11 protein-coding genes are annotated in these 17,531 nt (G+C 56.2%); 2 read left to right on the top strand and 9 right to left on the bottom strand.

The genetic code is table 11. The features are described from left to right. Positions 1-5 precede the first annotated feature (5 nt). From VH413_20275 to VH413_20235, 9 genes are all read right to left on the bottom strand, one after another. Positions 6-1,901 (bottom strand): ABC transporter ATP-binding protein, encoded by a 1,896-nt coding sequence (locus VH413_20275; protein ID HEX3801039.1) that lies wholly within the window; start codon positions 1,899-1,901, stop codon positions 6-8. Beyond that, complete coding sequence (locus VH413_20270; GenBank protein HEX3801038.1) at positions 1,898-3,760, bottom strand: ABC transporter ATP-binding protein; 1,863 nt, start codon at positions 3,758-3,760, stop codon at positions 1,898-1,900. Before VH413_20270 ends, VH413_20275 begins: the two co-directional genes overlap by 4 nt. 165 nt (positions 3,761-3,925) lie before the next feature. Then, complete coding sequence (locus tag VH413_20265; protein ID HEX3801037.1) at positions 3,926-4,225, bottom strand: DUF2934 domain-containing protein; 300 nt, start codon at positions 4,223-4,225, stop codon at positions 3,926-3,928. Between the two features lie 142 nt (positions 4,226-4,367). Then, positions 4,368-5,132, bottom strand: a complete 765-nt coding sequence (locus VH413_20260; protein HEX3801036.1) for a glucose 1-dehydrogenase — start codon at positions 5,130-5,132, stop codon at positions 4,368-4,370. A 54-nt stretch (positions 5,133-5,186) separates the two neighbouring features. Continuing rightward, positions 5,187-8,348 (bottom strand): DUF748 domain-containing protein, encoded by a 3,162-nt coding sequence (locus VH413_20255; protein HEX3801035.1) that lies wholly within the window; start codon positions 8,346-8,348, stop codon positions 5,187-5,189. A gap of 194 nt (positions 8,349-8,542) precedes the next feature. Continuing rightward, positions 8,543-9,832, bottom strand: a complete 1,290-nt coding sequence (locus VH413_20250; protein ID HEX3801034.1) for a glycoside hydrolase family 71/99-like protein — start codon at positions 9,830-9,832, stop codon at positions 8,543-8,545. Positions 9,833-10,031: 199 nt separating this feature from the next. After that, positions 10,032-10,334 carry a hypothetical protein gene (locus VH413_20245; protein HEX3801033.1) on the bottom strand — a complete coding sequence of 101 codons (303 nt, stop codon included), beginning with the start codon at positions 10,332-10,334 and terminating at the stop codon, positions 10,032-10,034. Between the two features lie 14 nt (positions 10,335-10,348). Continuing rightward, positions 10,349-10,981 (bottom strand): response regulator transcription factor, encoded by a 633-nt coding sequence (locus tag VH413_20240; GenBank protein HEX3801032.1) that lies wholly within the window; start codon positions 10,979-10,981, stop codon positions 10,349-10,351. Positions 10,982-11,035: 54 nt separating this feature from the next. Then, a complete protein-coding gene (locus VH413_20235; GenBank protein ID HEX3801031.1) occupies positions 11,036-12,769 on the bottom strand; it encodes a sensor histidine kinase in 1,734 nt (577 codons plus the stop codon). Positions 12,770-12,973: 204 nt separating this feature from the next. On the opposite strand from VH413_20235, the gene VH413_20230 reads away from it, so the two are divergent. Together VH413_20230 and VH413_20225 are read left to right on the top strand one after the other, a co-directional pair. Next, a complete protein-coding gene (locus VH413_20230; protein HEX3801030.1) occupies positions 12,974-13,831 on the top strand; it encodes a type II secretion system protein in 858 nt (285 codons plus the stop codon). 304 nt (positions 13,832-14,135) lie between these two features. Next, positions 14,136-17,399 (top strand): hypothetical protein, encoded by a 3,264-nt coding sequence (locus VH413_20225; GenBank protein ID HEX3801029.1) that lies wholly within the window; start codon positions 14,136-14,138, stop codon positions 17,397-17,399. The last annotated feature ends 132 nt before the right edge of the window (positions 17,400-17,531 follow it).

Raw genomic sequence — 17,531 nt, 5'->3', positions numbered from 1 at the left:
GGACGTCAGCTTTTTTCGTGCATCGCGCCGCCGATAAATTCCGCGTGCAACCGCGCGTACACGCCGCCGGCGGCGAGGAGGCTTTCGTGGTTGCCGCGCTCGACGATGCGGCCTTTGTCGAGAACGAGCACGAGGTCGGCTTTGCGAATTGTGCTCAAGCGATGGGCGACGACGAAGGAAGTGCGGCCACGGAGAAGAATTTCCAGCGCCTTTTGCAGACGCGTTTCAGTGACGGTATCAATCGCGCTGGTGGCTTCATCGAGCACGAGGATGCGCGGGTTGGCGAGCAGCGCGCGGGCGAAACAGACCAACTGCCGCTGGCCCAGTGACAGCGAAGAACTTTTGTCGCCGATGTTGGTGTCCAATCCGTTCGCGAGCGATTCGATGAGGTCGAGGCAATCAAGCGCGCGAAAGGCATTGCGAACTTCTTCAACGGTGGCGTGGGGCCGGGCGAGGCGGACATTTTCGATCACCGTACCGGCGAAGAGGAAATTATTTTGCTGCACGCTGCCCATTTGCTCGTGGAGCGAAGCGCTGGTGACAGCGAGCAGGTCGTGTCCGTCCACCAAAACGCGTCCGCTGGTGGGCAGATAGAATTTTTGTAACAGGCCGGCGATGGTGGTTTTGCCGCTGCCGGTGTGGCCGACGAGAGCGACGGTTTGGCCGGGCTCGACCGCGAAGGAAATATCGTCGAGCACGCGCCGCCCGGCTTCGTATTCAAAATGAACGCGATCAAATTCCACACGGCCATTGATGTGAGGAATCGGCTTGGCGGAGGCGGCGTCCTTCCATTCCGGTTGCATATCCATCATGCGAAAGAAACGCTCGGCCCCGGCCATGGCGGTGAGGGCCTGATTGCATTGATTGCCGATGACCTGGATGGGGTCGAAGAAAAGATTCGCGAGAAAGAAGAACATCACCAGATCCGCGACATCCATGTGCAACCAGCCGTGCCAGCGCAATGCGCCATAGCCGCCGAGGAAAGCCATAACGCCGAGAAAGACCTGGCTCTTTAATTGCAGCAAAGGAACGAAAACCGCCGAGGCGCGCGCGGCACCGATGTTGTTTTCCGCATGCACGCCGAGCAGTTTGCGGAAAAAGCCCGCGTTGATTTCGTGGCGCACGAAGGCCTGGGTGACGCGGATGCCGTTGACGGATTCGGCGAGGGTGGAGGTGAGGCGGCTCCAGCTTTCCTGCACTTTGCGCAGGTGATGAGTGGCTTCGCGCCGGTAGCGGGCATTGACGATCCAAATCAACGGCGCGAGCAGCAGCATCACAGAAAAAAGCTTCCAGTTGACCCACGCCATCATACCGGCGCAGACGGTCATTTGGAGCGTTTGCACAGTGCAGACGAAGGCCACGTCCTGCACACCGACGCGCACGTTATCAATATCCGACGTCATGCGGCTGATGATGCTGCCGAATTTCGTGCGGTTGAAAAACGACATGGGCATGGCCATCAACTTGCGAAACAAATCGGCGCGCATGTCGTGGACGACGGCTTCGCCGAGTTCGAGCGCGTAACGCTGGCGAAAATGGAACATGCCCACGGTCGCCATTACGATCAGAAGAAAGGCGATGGCATAGACGAGAATGCCGTGCTGATCCTGGTGCGCGATGGGGCCGTTGATCGTCGCGCCGATCATCCAGGCGATGGTCGGAATCAGCGCGCCGCGAATCGTGATGAGGACGAAAAGCCAGTTGCGTTTGGTCGCGTACGGGTTCGTGTAAGTAAAGATGCGGCGAATCAATTTCCAACTGAGCGGAGCCTGGTCGGCTTCGCGGTCGTCCATCGGCAGGAAAAAGGTGATGGCTTCGCGCGGATCGGGTTGGGCGGCGCGGCGATTGCGGCCGGGAGTTTTCGGCGCGGGCGCGGGTGAGGGTGAGGGGAGGGTGCTCATGCTTCGGCTTCCTCCTCGAGCGCGAGATCCACGAGTTGAAGCATGGCGGCTTCGCGATATGGTCCGGGCAAGCGGACGATTTCCGAATGCGTGCCGCTTTGAACCAGACGGCCCTCGTCGAGCACGAGAATGACGTCGGCGCGGCGCAATAAGCTTAGACGATTGGCGACAACGAAGGTGGTGCGGCCAACCATCGCGTGGCGCAAGGCGGAGACAATTTCGTGTTCGGTCTTGGGGTCAACGGAGGCGGTGGGATCATCGAGAATCAGAATGGGTGGTTGCAACAACAACGCGCGCGCGAGAGCCAAGCGCTGGCGCTGGCCGCCGGAGAGGTCCACGCCGGATTCGCCGAGAACGGTGTTGTATCCCTGCGACAATGAAGTGATGAAATCGTGCGCGGAAGCGGCGCGCGCGGCTTGCTCGATCTGCGCTTGCGAGGCGTGCGGACTGCCGAAGGCGATGTTCGCGGCGACGGTGTTCGAGAACAGAAAACTTTCCTGATAAACGATGCCGATCTGGCGGCGATAGGCGTCCAAGTCGAGTTGGCGGAGTTCGATATCGTCGGCGCGGATGCTGCCTTTTTGGGGATCGTAAAATCGCGGGATGAGACTGAGCAAAGAGGTTTTGCCCGCGCCGGTCATGCCGAAAATGCCGATGACCTGGCCGGGTTTTGCCTCGAACGAAATGTCCTGCAACACGGGCGTGCCGCTCAAATAGCCAAACGTGACATTCTCGAAAACGATGCGGCCCGTGAGCCGCGCGGGCACGATGGCGTTGGGCTGGTTTTGGACATCGAGCGGGGTATCGAGCACTTCGAAAACGCGGCGCGCGGCGGTGAGACTTTGCTGGACGGAATTCGCGATGGTCGAGAGGTTGACGATTTGCCCGGTGAATTGCTGGAGCAAACCGGCGAACACGACGAGGCCGCTGCCGAGGGGAATTTCGCCCGCGACATAAAGCCAGCCGCCGTACGCGAACAGGATGACGAGACTGAGTTGCGAAAGGAATTGAGTGAGCGGTGTGTAGATGGACAAGTCCCAGAAAATTTTGCGTTGTTGCGCGGAGACATTGTCATTGCCGGTTTCAAAGCGCGCGACGCGCCCGGGTTCGGCGGCGAAGCCCTTGACGGTTTGAATGCCGAGAATGCTTTCGGTGAAGAGCAGCACGAGGTCGTCGGTGAGTTCGCGATTGCGAAGGTAGCCGGGGCGGAGGCGTTTCGAATAATAATGCGTGACGAGCAGGAGCGGGAGCGTCACGGAAAGGCACGCGACCGTGAGCGAGGGATGGATGTGCCACATGAAAATAAAATAAGCGGCGAGCGTGAGCACCATATTGATGCCTTGCAAAACGACGCCGTCCACGAAGAGACGGGTGTTTTGGACGTCGCCAGTCAGGCGGTTGAAGATGGAGCTGGAACCGTTGACTTCAAAAAAACGGAAGCTGAGGCGCTGCAATTTCGCGTAAAGACGGTCGCGCATGTCGGGGACGATCTTCGCCTGGGTGAGGCGCGCGGTGACCATGTTGTAACGATAGGTGATGCCGGCGCGGAGCAGCGCGAGCACAACGATGGTGGCGGAAAGCGCGCTGACGACTTGCAGGGGCAACCAGGCCGGGGGCGGTCTCCAGCCGAAGGGATAAGCGGGCGCGCCGAGTTGGGGATCGAGCCCGTGGCGGATGACGTCAATGATCGTGCCGAGCAACTGCAAGCCGGCGAGGCCGAGGAGGAGCACGAGCACGCTGAGAAAAAGCGAGAGCAGGCAATCCCTACGAAATTGCCAGGCGAGCGCGAACAGCCGCCGCGTGAGTTCACCGGTCGAATAACGCTCGTCATTTTGCGAACGAGAAAGCACTTGAGTCATCGTCAAAAAAAGCATGACGCGAGCGCGAACTCATTGCGAGTTCAAAGTCCTTGGGACTGGTTGGCGGTGGCTGCGCGATGGTGGAAAAAAATAGCGCCGATTTCACCCACGCGGTTTGCCACAGCGGCAAGGCGGATGAAATCGGCGCGAAAACGGGTTTGAGGATCAGCGCGAATTGGCGCGAGGCGCGGATTGCGCGGGGGCGGAAGAACCAGCTTGCCAACCAGCGGCATTGCGCGATTTGCCCTTGGGCGCGGCGGCGGGGGCAGGGTCGGATTTGGCGGTGGCCTTGGGGGCAGGTTCGTCGGCGCGAGCCTGGTGATCCGCCTTGAGGTGGGCTTCGGCCTGAAGCCAATGTTCGGTGTGCTTGCCTTCGGGGCGGCCTTCCTGCTCGTAAATGTTGTAAGCGTAAGCCGCGATTTCTTCAATGGACGGCCCCTGAGAACCTTTGCCGGATTTGGACATAATCAGCCTTTCTTCTTTGCAGGTTATTAGCTGTTAATACCAAGCATAAATTCAGGGGCTTGTATAGTAAAATAATGGCGCATAAATGTTACGTGTACGTAATTTTTTGCGCGGTTGCGGGGGAATGCGCGCGAATTCGCGGCTATTTGCCTGCACTCCAGGCGCCGTCCACCATCATGGTCGTGCCGGCGACGCTGGAGGCTTCGTCGCTGGCGAGATACAAGGCGGCGGCGGCGACTTCTTCCGGCTGGAGCATGCGCCCGGTGAGTTGGGTGGCGGACATTTCGCGGTAGGCTTTTTCCGGGTCGGGATATTCGGCGAGGCGCGCCTTGACGAACGGTGTTTCGACGCGACCCGGGCAGATGCAATTCACGCGGACGCCTTGATGGGAATGATCGAGCGCCATGCTTTTGGTCAGGCCGACGACGGCGAATTTCGTCGTGCAATAAGCGAGCCGATCACGAATGCCAACGACGCCACCGATGGAAGCGAGATTCACGATCGCGCCTTGCTTGCGTTCGATCATCGAGGGCAAAAAAGCCTTGCTGACATTGAACACGCCGCGGACGTTCACGGAGTAGAGGCGGTCCATGTCCTCGACTTTGGTTTGCAGCAGCGTGCCGACACAACCGATGCCCGCGTTGTTGACCAAAATATCCAGCTGTCCGTGCGCGGCCAAAACTTTTTCGGTGACGCGCTGGCAATCGGTTTCCTGGCTGACATCCAGCCGGAGAAATTCCGCTTTGCCGTAGGACTGAATTTTTTTTGCGATCGCCTCGCCGCTGGCCTCATTGAAATCGGTGACGATGACGTGCGCACCGGCGCTAGCAAAAGTTTCCGCGATGGAAGCGCCGATGCCCGAACCGGCACCGGTGACGAGGGCGATTTTATTGGTGAGTTTGAACATGTGATTGGTTGCCGCTGAGTGTGCGAAGACAGAGTTTATGATTGATAGATCACGTCAATCAAGGCTGAGAATCACGCGGTCTTCGCCTTTGAGCGAGAGGGTGACGGGTTTCGGCGCGGTGATGAAGAGGCGGTCGCCAGTGACCTTGCCGCTTTTCAGCATGTACGTCTGCACGGCGGCGGCGCGTTGCTTCATCAAGTCGCGCAAATCATCATCCGTGACCGTGATCTTTTGGAGAAGCTGCGCCTCCATGTCGGCAAGCTGGGGTTCCGCGTCAGTCGCCGCCGCAGTAGATTCAGTGGTGGTAGTGGAAGTTGGATTTGATGCCGAAGCCTTCGATATGTTCGATGCCAGCATCGGCTTGGGAGTGGAAATTTTCTCGGGCTTGCCGGGACGAAGTAACAACGCCGCCCCGCGTTGCGTATCGGAACTTTGACCCGCGAGCAATGCGCGCACTTCAGGGCTGACATAAAGTTCGGACGGCGCTTTCGATTTGGCGAGAGGCGAATTGGTGGATACCACAGCCGTGTTCGTCCCCACTTCGCTCGGTTTGTAATTGCCAATGGTCGTCTTATAATCCACGAGCAAAAGACGTTCGTAATCCTTGGGATCGAGTTTCACTTCATCCACCGACACGGCGGGTTTGCCGGCATCAGTCAATTCCTTCACCCAAAGCGATTTGATCTGCTGCTGCAATTTCATTTGCGCGAGCGGCGCGCGATCCTGATCGGGATCGGCGGAACCATTGATCTCGACCGTCAATTCGGGCCGCTCATACAATGCCTTGCTGAGCGTATTGAGCTTGTTGGTTTCGGTATCGGGAATCGCAGCCTGGCCGGGCGCAAAATTCACGTAACTCATTTCTTCACCGCCGCCGAAGACGGCGCCCAAAAGCGAAAACGGTGACGTCGCGGCCTTGGCGATAAGATTCTCGACCACTTGCCAAATGATAGGGCCGAGCTTGAATTTCGGATCATCGAGCCGGCCGGAAACGGGCACGTCCAGTTGGATGCGCCCATGACGATCTTTAAGCAAAGCCACTGCGAGTTTCACCGGCAAGGTCGTCGCGTTGGGACTATTGTTTTTCGCGCCGAGGGTCAACTGATCCACATAAAAACCGTTTTCCGACTTCAACGCTTTTTTATCAATCAAGTAATGCACGGCGAAAGACAACTTGCCTTTCGACAGCGGCCGGCCGGCGAATTTTTCCGTGTAGGGTGTGAAAGCCGTCAGTTCGGTGTTGGTGATCGCCACCGAAATGTCCGCATAAATATCATTCACGAGCGGATTGATCTTGCCCGAAACGCCGAACGGCGAATGGGAATCTATCTTGCCTTTAAAATCCACCGTTGCAGTCGTGTTTTCCTGCGAAGAAAGGCCGGTGATAGTTCCATCAAATTGTTGTACGTCAAAACTGCAATGCGGCTCGATGGAATCGTCGGCAAAATGAAGCGAGGCATTTTCCAATTCCAACGCGCCGAGTTTGAGGTCCAGCTTTTCTTTTGGAGCCGCATTAGCTTTTGCGGTGCTGATTTGGTTGCGCAAAACGGTTTCGAGATTGAGACGACGATCCGGGCCGACGATGACGCTGGTATTGAGCCCACTGAATTTGACGCGGTCCACTTCGACTTTAATCGGCTGCATTTGAAAATGAATGCCAGTCACGTTGAGTGAATCCCATTTGGCGAAGTCCTTAAACAAGACGTCGTCGGCAGTATCGAATTTTGCGACCGTGACATCACCAGTGAAGGTGACCATAGGCGCGCCCGGTTCAGGAGAGGCATATTTGGCGTGACCGTTGACATCCACAGTGCCGCTCGTGATCGCCAATTTGATTTGTTGCTCAACGTAAGGTTGGATCGCGCGCAAATCCAAATTCGTGATCGCGACCTGCAAATCCGCCGACGGCGGCAAAAGTGTGGCCGTACCATCCACGTTGATCATCCCGGTCTTTTGGAACAGCAGCGAAGCCGAAGCAGTTACCGGCGCATTACTGGCATTCGACACACCTTTCAAATCAAACGTGAGTTGATCAATGTCAAAGCTGGCGGGCTTCTCGAGTTTTTTGTCTTCGGCTTTGATTGAATAATTGGTGAAAATAATTTCGTCAATTTTCGCGGTGAGCGGCGGCGTGCCGGTTGATGCCGCTTTGGGCTCAGTCGCGGGCGCGTTGGTGGGAAGATTCAGCAGCGATAAAAGATTGATGGTTCCATCCTGATTTTGCCGGACGAGCAATGAGCCGTCGGAGGATTTGACTTTGCCGACGTGTGCGCTGCGATGAAGCACGCTGGCATCGGCGTCGGTCACGGAGAGTTCAGGAATATTAACGACGGTTTCGCCGGTGTCGGGCGCCTTAAGTTCGAGATGGGTCAGAAACACTGCCGCCTTCGAAACATTCAAGTCGAGCATGTTGGTGCTGGAATCGTAATTATAATCCGCGGCGATATCGAGCAGTCCATTGGCGATCTGAAATTTCGCATAGTCGCGGGCGTAAGTTCCAAACTGCGGCAACGCGAGCGCGCCGAGGCGAAAAATTCCCGACGACCGAAGCGGATTGATGGTGATGGTTCCAGACCAGGCAAACGTCTCGCCAGTGCCGGCCCGCGCCACGAAAGAGTAGGGACTGTTCTTATCGCGGATAGTCGTGAGGTTCGTCACGAAAAAATCAATCGGCAGGAACTTCGTGTGAAAAGGCGTTTCACGTTTCAAGTCGGTGATCGCGACCGAGCCATTGGTGATGCTTAGCACATCAATCTGGATTGATGGCAGGGACGGGGGCGCGGAAGAAGCTGTCTTGGGCTTCGCGGGCAGATCGGTGAGAAGATTGGCAAAATTAAAATTGCCGTCGGCCTGATAAGTGACTTGCGCAAAAGGCCGCGTGAGTGTGACTTCGTCAAAGACCCAACTGCGTTTTGCGAGCGACGCTAATAATTGGAAGTTGCCGTAGAATTCGTCGAAGGAACTGAACACGTCGCCGTTGGTTTCCGTCAGCGCTAGTCCACGGATCGTCAGAGACAATACGTAGGGATTGCATTTGACCTCGGCTACGCTGACCTGGCGTTTGGTCAAGGCGGGCAGCCGTTTTAACATCTGCGACTTGATGATCGCGGGCACGATAAAAAATCCCGTGACCGTATAAATCAACACTACAATTCCCAGCCCCAAAAGCCATTTGAAAGCGGCCGGCTTTTTCCCCATCGTAGATTTTTCGCCCATATCTTTTTGTTGCGATAATGGTAACAAACCCTTGGAAAAGGAAAACTCCTTTATTGACGCTCGCATGAGAGCGCCCCTGCGTGGCTGACAAGAATTAACCCATCAGTCCGATTTGTGCAGGAAAAAGGGACTAAGAGATGTGGCTGGCGAGATGCCAGCCACTGCACGAGACGCGTGCGATCCCTTAAGGCGAGTTATTGGACCGGCGACAAAACTTTGTCGGGAACGTGTTCCGACAACGGGGCATCGTTACGGATCATACGCGTGGCTTCTCCCGTCAGGCGAAGATACCAATCACTGGGTAAACCATCATTGGTAACGAAGTGCTGGCCGACGGGCGTTTGATTGGCGACTTTATAAATTGCCGTGCCTTCGTTTACCTCGTCGAACATGCCGACGAAAACCGTGCGCACATTCAACTCCTTAAAGATCGCAAATTGACGCCAATAAAAATCTCCTTTGCGCCGCGAGATGCCGCTGGTTCCGGGCCGCGACTGGCGCAAGTTATCCCACGAGAATCCCGGAAATGCGGTCGGCATATAACCCATTTTCAAATCCTTCAGCTCTGCCAAATCGCCTTCCCACGAATCGCGCCGCACGCGATCCATGCTGTTATTGTCGCGATAACGTCCCGCGTCCCACGGACTGATGGAATCGAACATGCGATACACCTTGGCCCATTCCGCGTTCGTGCGCGAACCGCCACTGAGCGTCCGCCAGAACGGGTCCACACCGCCGATCAAATACACTCCGCCATACTTTGGATCGTCCTTGAAAAAATGAATCAACTCCTCGCCCTGCTCCGGCGTCCACGGGCGATCTTTAAGTCCAAGTCCCCAGAGCAGCACGACGGGCTTGCCTTGATTGTGCAGGTAGCGTGAGTCTTCGCGAATTTTCACATCGTCGCAAAGAAATTTCCAATCGCGCTCCACGATGTTGACGCGGTCACGACCGCCCATCGAGAGATCGAGCATCATCGCCCACACCCGGCCTTCGCGATGCACGCCTTCGCGGACATTAGCGAGGACGGTATTGATATGGCGCGCGCGTTCGGGGCTCGTGCTTTCGCCAACGAAGCGGCTCAGGAAAACCCCGTCAATGCCGTATTGGCGCATCCATTTGCAATGCAGCAAAACCGGGCCCTTGAGATAAGCGCTGTAGAGCCGGGCAGGGGAGCCGTTGGGCATCGAGAGATTCGGGATTTCGCAAAGGTCATTCGGGTCGTACTCGGTCGTATCCGGCCACATATCCACGACGAATTTGCCATTCGGTCCTTCGAGTCCGCGGCCCCAATGGCCGAAGCCCGAATGCGTGCCGTCGCAAGGCGTGTTGAACCAGCCTTGATAACCGCAAAGAACTTTTCCGTCGAGGGTGGTGGCATCCACATCGGTACGGGTCGGGCCTTCGTAGGGACGCAGCCACGGCTCTTGCGGCAAGTTATTGTCAGCAGCGGCGGCGTTAAAAGCTATGAGCGCCGAGGTCACCAACGGGAGGAAAGTGATTCGAGTTACGAAAGAGCCGCTCTTCCCTTTATACTTACCGAGTAAGCAGGATAGCGATTGAGTAAAGACGGTATATGACATTGCGTCCAACTGTAGGCGAGTGCCTTTGGATGTAAATATACCTAAAGCGGGGATACGGTTTAGAGCGGCAAAAATGCTCTGAACCTCAACGCAGCGCTGTCTAATCCAACGGAGAGCGCTGGAAATACATTCTTCTCACGCGAGGATAACTCAAACTGGCCAATTCCGTCGCAGCCAGCGCAAAAGCAAAATCCGCCCAAAGAGCAAGCGGACTGTAATAGTCCAAAACGACCGGCCCTCCCTGTTGATAAATCAGAAAAGGAAAACCAGAACGATCCATCGCGTCCGGCATATCGGGTGTGAAAAGATCATCGGAACGCAAGTGGAAGGAGATAAATGTTACGATGCCAAAAACCACCATTCCGCGCAAAATCGTATAGAAGAATTTTTTTGCTGGCGTCAAAATTCCATTCACGCTTAGCAAGGTTCCGACCAATGTTTCGCTACCGCTTCAATCCGGCTGCGCACATGCAATTTCTGGCAAATCTTTTTTACGTAACTGCGCACGGTCTCAGCGCCGATATTTGATTTCGCGCCGATCTCCTTGTAAGTGAAACCCATCGCCAGCAGGTCGAGCACTTGCCGTTCGCGCGGCGACAGATTTTCCGCTTCCTTCGGTGACGGTCCCATCTTGTGAAAATGTTGCATGACCTTCAGCGCGATCGGTCCCGACATCGGCGCACCACCCGTGAATGCGCCGCGGATGGCGTCGAGCAACTGCTCCGGCGGGCTGGACTTGATCAGGTAACCATTCGCTCCCGCTTTCAACGCCTGAAAAATACGTTCGCTGTCCTCGTACACCGTTACCATGATGATCTGAATATTCGGCGCAAATTTTTTGATGATGGAAAGACATTCGATGCCGGACATCGCGGGCAGCTTGATGTCCATGAGAATGATGTCCGGCGCCTTCTTGCCGATTTGCGGCAGCGCGTCCTCGGCGGAGCCAAAGGCGCCCACGCACTGCATGTCGCGGGTGGTGCCGATAAGTTTGACCAGTTGCTCCCGCAATCCCCGGTCATCTTCCACGATGACGATTGATTGTTTCATGGCAAATTTGGGTGGTGAGGTTTTGGCTGCAGGTTTTGCGGTGATCATGATTATTTACTCAATGTTCAGCCGGACGGGGCCAACTTCAAGTCGGATTTGTATTTTTGTTCCATGGCCGGGCTGGCTCTCGATCGTACAGACGCCGTTGATGTCCTTGAGGCGTTGTTTCAAGTTGGGCAATCCATTGCCGGTGACAACGTCCTCCGTGTCAAAACCGCAGCCGTCGTCCTGGATAAGGATCGTCAGCATGAATTTTGCGTAAGTGATACGGACGGTGATTTCGGATGCGTCGGCATGCTTGATGGCGTTATTCACCGCCTCTTTAACGGCCATGCAAATGTTATGGCGGATCTGGCTGGGGACCGGCATTTCGCGCGGCAACAGATCCACGTAGAACCGGCAGCGGCATTGCGCCCGTTCGCAAAATTTATTCACCATCTGGAAAAGATAATTTCCCAGTTCGTTGAGATTGTCATTTTCGGGATTCACCGACCAGACGGTTTCGTAAAGCGCGGTGACGAGGTCGCGGGACATTTCGGAAATCTTATCGAAATCCACTTGCGCCTGGTCAGGATCAATCGGCAGGCTCCGCGCCATCGCGCTCACCAGGGAAATTTGCGTCACGCGCGCGCCGAGGTCGTCATGAATATCATGGGCGATGCGCAGGCGTTCCTGTTCGAGCAAGCGTTGTTTTTCCAACCGCAATTCCAGCAGCAACAATCCCTGGCGCATCCGGCGCACAATAATATAACGGCCAATAATCATGATCATCGCCACGAACGTCACGAGCACGATGTTCCAAAACCAAAACGTCCGCCAGAAGGGCGGCGGAACGACCACGTCAATGGACGTTCCGATTCCCGTCGGCATGCCCATGACATCCAGCGCCTCCACATGAAAATGAAAATTTCCACGCGGCAGATTTTTATAGATGCCCACGCGCGGGTCGCCGACGCCGATGCTGAACATCTCGTTCCATTCAATGATGAGATGTTCACCGGGCACGACCTTGGGTGCGACGGCCAGCGTGTTATGCCATTCCGCGTGGCTGATAAGACTGTCATCAATGATCGCCAACGCTTCACTGTCAGATTCCTGTTCCAGCCGGACGATCTTCGCCATGCTCCGCGCGGTTCCATCGCGGACCCAGCCCTGGGGAACTAAATTGGTTTCTCCGTCGTACAATTGATGCTCGGTCGGGAACTGCATCAGCATTTCCGCGGGCGCGTTGCTCATCGAACGCGTGACCACGAGATTGCCGACGACGTAAATGCCCGCAGTCGCCGGCGGCCCGGCCGAGGAGACGACGATCATAAGCCGCGAAGCCTGTGCGGGCACCACGACCGATTCACGGCGATGCGTCAGCGGCGAAGTTTTCAGCGAACCATTCCAGCCAGCGCTTTGGCCGCTGACGGTAAATTTTTTTTCATTCACCTGGTCTCCCGCGTCATTGAAAAATCGCACGGTGAGATTCATTTCACCCGGGTCCTTACGCCAATCGCCGTCATAGCCCTGCAACTGGTAATGAATGCGCAGGGGGACGAAACCGTAATTGGTGTTCACGCGAAAATAGAACATCACATTTTGCGGAGACGAGCCGAGGCTGACGGAGTGATTGCGGATCGAGGGCAGGCGGTTCTCGTTGTCCACGATCACCGAGTCCATCTCAATCGCCCCGGCGGCGGAATTGGTGGGTGGCGTCTCCGCGGCGCGGGAAAAAAAAGTGCAGAACACCGCTGTGATTAAACTGAAAAACTTTTTCCAGTTCATCAATCGGTGCGTGTTCATGGTTCAGTGCTACTCAATAACAAGGGCATCAAACAAGACAAAAAGATGGCCACACAAAAGCGGGTATCCCGCTATAGGGGATTGTGCGCCTGCGCACATTTCCAATAAGTTTGTTCCAGTGCCACCTGATTCTCCGAATGCCCAAACGCGACGCTTCGTTTGCGCATTCCCGGAAACGAGGGGCCGGGTTGACAACGCCATTTTATGAAAAAGAAAAACCATCTTCACGCCTTCACGCTGATCGAGTTGCTCGTGGTCATAGCCATCATTGCCATCCTGGCGAGCCTGCTGCTTCCCGCATTGACGCAGGCGAAAATTCGCGCACAGGGAACCTCCTGCCTCAACAACATGAAACAACTTCAAATAGCCAGCATCATTTACACTGGCGACAATGCTGACACCCTCCCAGAAAACGACGGCAATCCCATCAATGGCAGTTTCATCGGCCTGGCGCCAAGCAATCCGGATTGGGTGGCGGGCGCAATGGCCGGCGGCGGAAACGGCGCCGGACCGGCGGGCACGGAAACTAACGTCTATCTTTTGGGTGTCCTGGGTGATCGGGATCCCGTCACGGGCTCTAAGATCGTCGGTTCGATTGGAAGCTATTGCAAAGCCGCGGGCGTGTATCATTGCCCCGCTGACAAAAGCGTATATCTCCCTTCAAACCAGCCTCGTGTCCGTTCGGTGTCCGCGAATTGTTTTGTCGGGCCGAGTTCCAGTCCGGAGGAAAGCAATGTGGATCCCGCGTATCCGGCTTATACAAAGTTTCGGAAAAGTTCAGACTTCAGCGGCGCCATGAGCAGTTCCCTGGTGCTGGTTTATCTGGACGAAAATACCGAGAGCATCAACGACGGATTTTTCTTCGGCAACCCCACGCTCGGTGGCATCGGCGACCGCCCGGCAGTGAATCACGGTCATGCCAGTTCAATGTCCTTCGCGGATGGTCACGCCGAGATTCATCCCTGGAACAATACTTTTCTTAACACTAATAGCGTCGGCGGCATCGCTGCCAAGCAGTCCGACGGCGTCTGGCTGGCGCAACATCTTTCGGCGATCCAATAAGCATCCAATTAAATGAAAGCCCGGGACGAAAAACCTCAAACGACACAATTCAAAAAAGCACATTGCAAAACATATTGTAAACCCTGCCTTGGACGGTTCCCCGCTTTAGGGGATACCGATTAAGATGGTAGGAACAAACTCACTCGTTCGCTAAATTCCATCCCGAAACCACGCAACCCAAAACCAAACAACTCCTCCCTTCATGAAGACAAATCCCAATTCAATAAGAAATGCCGGGTCCAAAATAAAAACGCGAGCCGGGCAGGGCAAAGCCCAGCGGGCGATATTCCTTTTAGTCTCAGCCTTGTCAGTCTTTCTGGCCGCGTCTGTTTCCGCCTCCGTCGGTCCGGCGGTTCAACTGATCTGGTCGGTGCAACCCGGTTCGGCAAATGTTGGCTCCCCTTTCGGTCATCAACCAACACTCGTCACCGCGGATGCTTCCGGCAATCCTTCAAGCATCGGTTTGGCGGCGACGATGACGGTCACGGTCTCGTCTGTGCCCGCCGGTTTGAACGGCGCGCCATTCACTTTCAACATGGGCAATGGGCCGGATGGCTCCAACGGCGTGGCGGTGTTGAGCGGTTTGGAAATTGACTCCGCGGGCGGTTACAGTTTGCTCGCGACCTCCGGCAACGGAACCAACGCCGTGTTCTCACCGACGAATGGCATCAGTAATTGCCAGCTCTGGCTCGATGCGTCCGACTTGACCTCGCTGGTCGCCACGAACGGCGCCAACGTCTCGCTCTGGAAAGATAAAAGCGGAGCCAATGATAACGCGACCAACGCGGTCGCCGACGGCATCAGCAACACGCCGCTTCTCGGCACGAACGCCGACCTCGCAAGTTTCGCTTATGGCGATGCCAAAGTGGTCAGCTTTTTTGGCACGAACCGTCTGAATGTTGATTTTTCCCACATCACCAACGGGCCATTCACCATCATCGCCTTGACCGAACTCAGCCCGAGCGAAACGGCGAACAATGACTTTTTCATGGGCACGCCATTCCTGAATGTGGCAGGTGGCGTGGATCACGTCCTACACATGGGTTATCGTAATGCGGGACCGCAATATACCTTCGCATTTTACGCGGACGATCTGAACGTCGCCTGGTCGGGTTCCGGTCCGCAGATCGCTTCGCATGTGCTTTCGCCCGGACAAAAGGCGATCTACTTGAACGGCGTGCTCGCCGGCACGGGTGGTTCGCAATTTCTTGGCAACGTGAATCCCGGCAACATCGGCCAAGGCAACGGTGGAAGTTTCCACGGCGATATTGCTGAAATCATCGTTTATAATACCAACCTCACTGAAGTTCAGCGCATCGGTGTGGAAAATTATTTGTTCAACAAATGGATGGGCCAACTTTCCAGCGCCGCGACCAGCACGCCTTTCTTCGTCGGCAACGGCAGCGCAGTCACGGGAGTTCATTTCGTTCAGCAGCCCACCACGACCGTCGCGGGTGTGACGATTTCTCCCAGTGTCACGGTTGAAGCGACCGGCAACGGCGGCGCGGGCGTGGCCAACATTCCGATCGTCTTATCCATTGGCAGCGGTTCGGGAACGCTCAACGGTACTTTGACTCAAGTGACGGACGGAACTGGCGTGGCGACTTTCAATGATCTGAATATCACCAATGCTGGAGAAAAAGAATTGACCGCGGTCATCGGCGGTGCGGCGACGAATATGAGCACCTCATTTACGATTCTTCCCGCAGTGGAAGCGCAACTGGCCGTGTTGACTCAACCTTCCGCCAGCGCCATTGCCGGGATCAATTTCGCGGCTCAGCCAGTCGTTGCCGTCGAAGATTCCTTCGGCAACATCGTTACCAACGCGACCGATGTGATCGTCGTCTCGGAAACCGGCGCGGGTGATTTGAGCAATTCGCCCACGAACGGAGTCGCGGTTTCGGCCGTGAAAGGCGTGGCGACATTCTCCGGTCTGTTCATCACCAACGCCGCCACGACGACGCTGACCTTCACCTCGGGTTCGTTGCCGACGCTTAATTCCGCGAACATCGCGGTCGTCCCCAGCGCGCCGCACACCGTCGTGATCGTGCAGGAACCTGACACCGCGGCGCAAGTCGGCGTGGCGATTGACACCCAGCCGATCATTAGCGTGCTGGACAGTTTCGGCAATATTGAAACCAACGGCACACCGGTGATCGCGACCAGCAGCATCGGTAATTTGCAGGGCGATACCACGGAATCCATCGCCAGCGGCCAGGCAACATTCACCAGTTTGACCATCACCAATGTCGGCAGCGTCACGCTGACCTTCACCTCGGGCACGGCTTCGGCTGTCTCCTCCGCGATCACCGTGAATGCCGGACCAGCAACGACAGTCGTCTGGACGACTCAACCGGGTTCCGGCGTGGCAGGCGCGCCGCTGAGCCAGCAGCCAGTATTGAAGACGGTGGATGCGGGCGGCAATCTCAGCACCTTGGGATTGGGCGCCACGAACCTGGTCGTCGTGCATTTGGTTTCGGGCAGTGGGTTGGTTGGCACAAACCTGGTCTATAACATCGGAACTGACGGTTCCAACGGCGTGATCACTTTCCATAACCTGGAAGTGGACGCGGCTGGAAACAACGACGTTTTGTCCGCCGATTTCCTCGGCTCCATCACCGATCCGACCAACGGCATTCCGAACTGCATCCTGTGGTTGGACGCTTATGATTCCAGCACGCTTATGCTTTCCGGCACGAACCTCGTGGAATGGGTGGACAAGAGCGGCATAGAAAACAATGGCACAAACTCCGGCAATTATCCCATCACCGATGTCAGTCCTTCGCTGCCGGTGCTCGGCTACGGTGGTCAGCATGCGGTGAAGTTCCTCGGAAATAACTGGCTCGATGTGGACCTCACGTCGTTGACTGGCCAGCCCTGGACGGTGTTCGTCGTGGACGTGGCGGATCCGGCTGCGGCCAATGGCAACAGCTACTTCTTCGGCAGCAGCTTCAACAATGTGGATGCCACGCTGCACATGGGTTATCGCGCCGCGAATACCTTCACGTTCGCGCAATATGCCGACGACTTGAATTGGACCGCGCCAGCCAACTTCGCCTTCGGAACACCGCGTCAATGGACCGGGCGGCTGGATGCAGTTGGCAATCAGGAAATTTTCCTGAATAGCGTTATGCGTGCCCAGCGCGGAGCGAATGCCTTCCCGGGCACGCTCATCGGTGGCGCCGTCGGCGTGGGCAACGGCGGACACTACAGCGGCGACCTCTCGGAAATCATCGTTTATAACCGTGGTTTGTCCGATGGCGAACGCACCCAGGTTGAGCAATATCTGGATCACAAATGGCTGTCGAACAGCCGCGGCTTGAGCGCGCCGTTCAGCGTGCTCGGTCTCACGCCGACGCTCAAGATCGCGCCCACGGGCACAAACGTGACGATCACGTTGACGGGTGCATCGGGTCACACCTATCGCATCCTCTCGACGGGTGACATCACGACGCCCGCTGCGTCGTGGACGCCAGTCGGCACAACTACACTTGGCACGAATGGCGTGTATCAGTTGGTTCAGCCAGCCAGCCAGCCGGCGCGTTTCTATCGCGCGGTTACGCCGTAATTGTTAGTGATCGAGAAGGGATTCTCCGGTACATTCCGGAGAATCCCTTGTTTTATTCGGGGAAGTGTTGGTTGGCGGTGGAGTATTTTTTATATGAAAGATCAGCAGTTCGTTTATGCAGGGAGATTTTTA

Source organism: Verrucomicrobiia bacterium, from assembly GCA_036268055.1.
GTDB lineage: Bacteria > Verrucomicrobiota > Verrucomicrobiia > Limisphaerales > Pedosphaeraceae > DATAUW01.
Note: the sequence above shows the minus strand (reverse complement) of the source record. Positions and strands in the feature narration are given on the sequence as shown.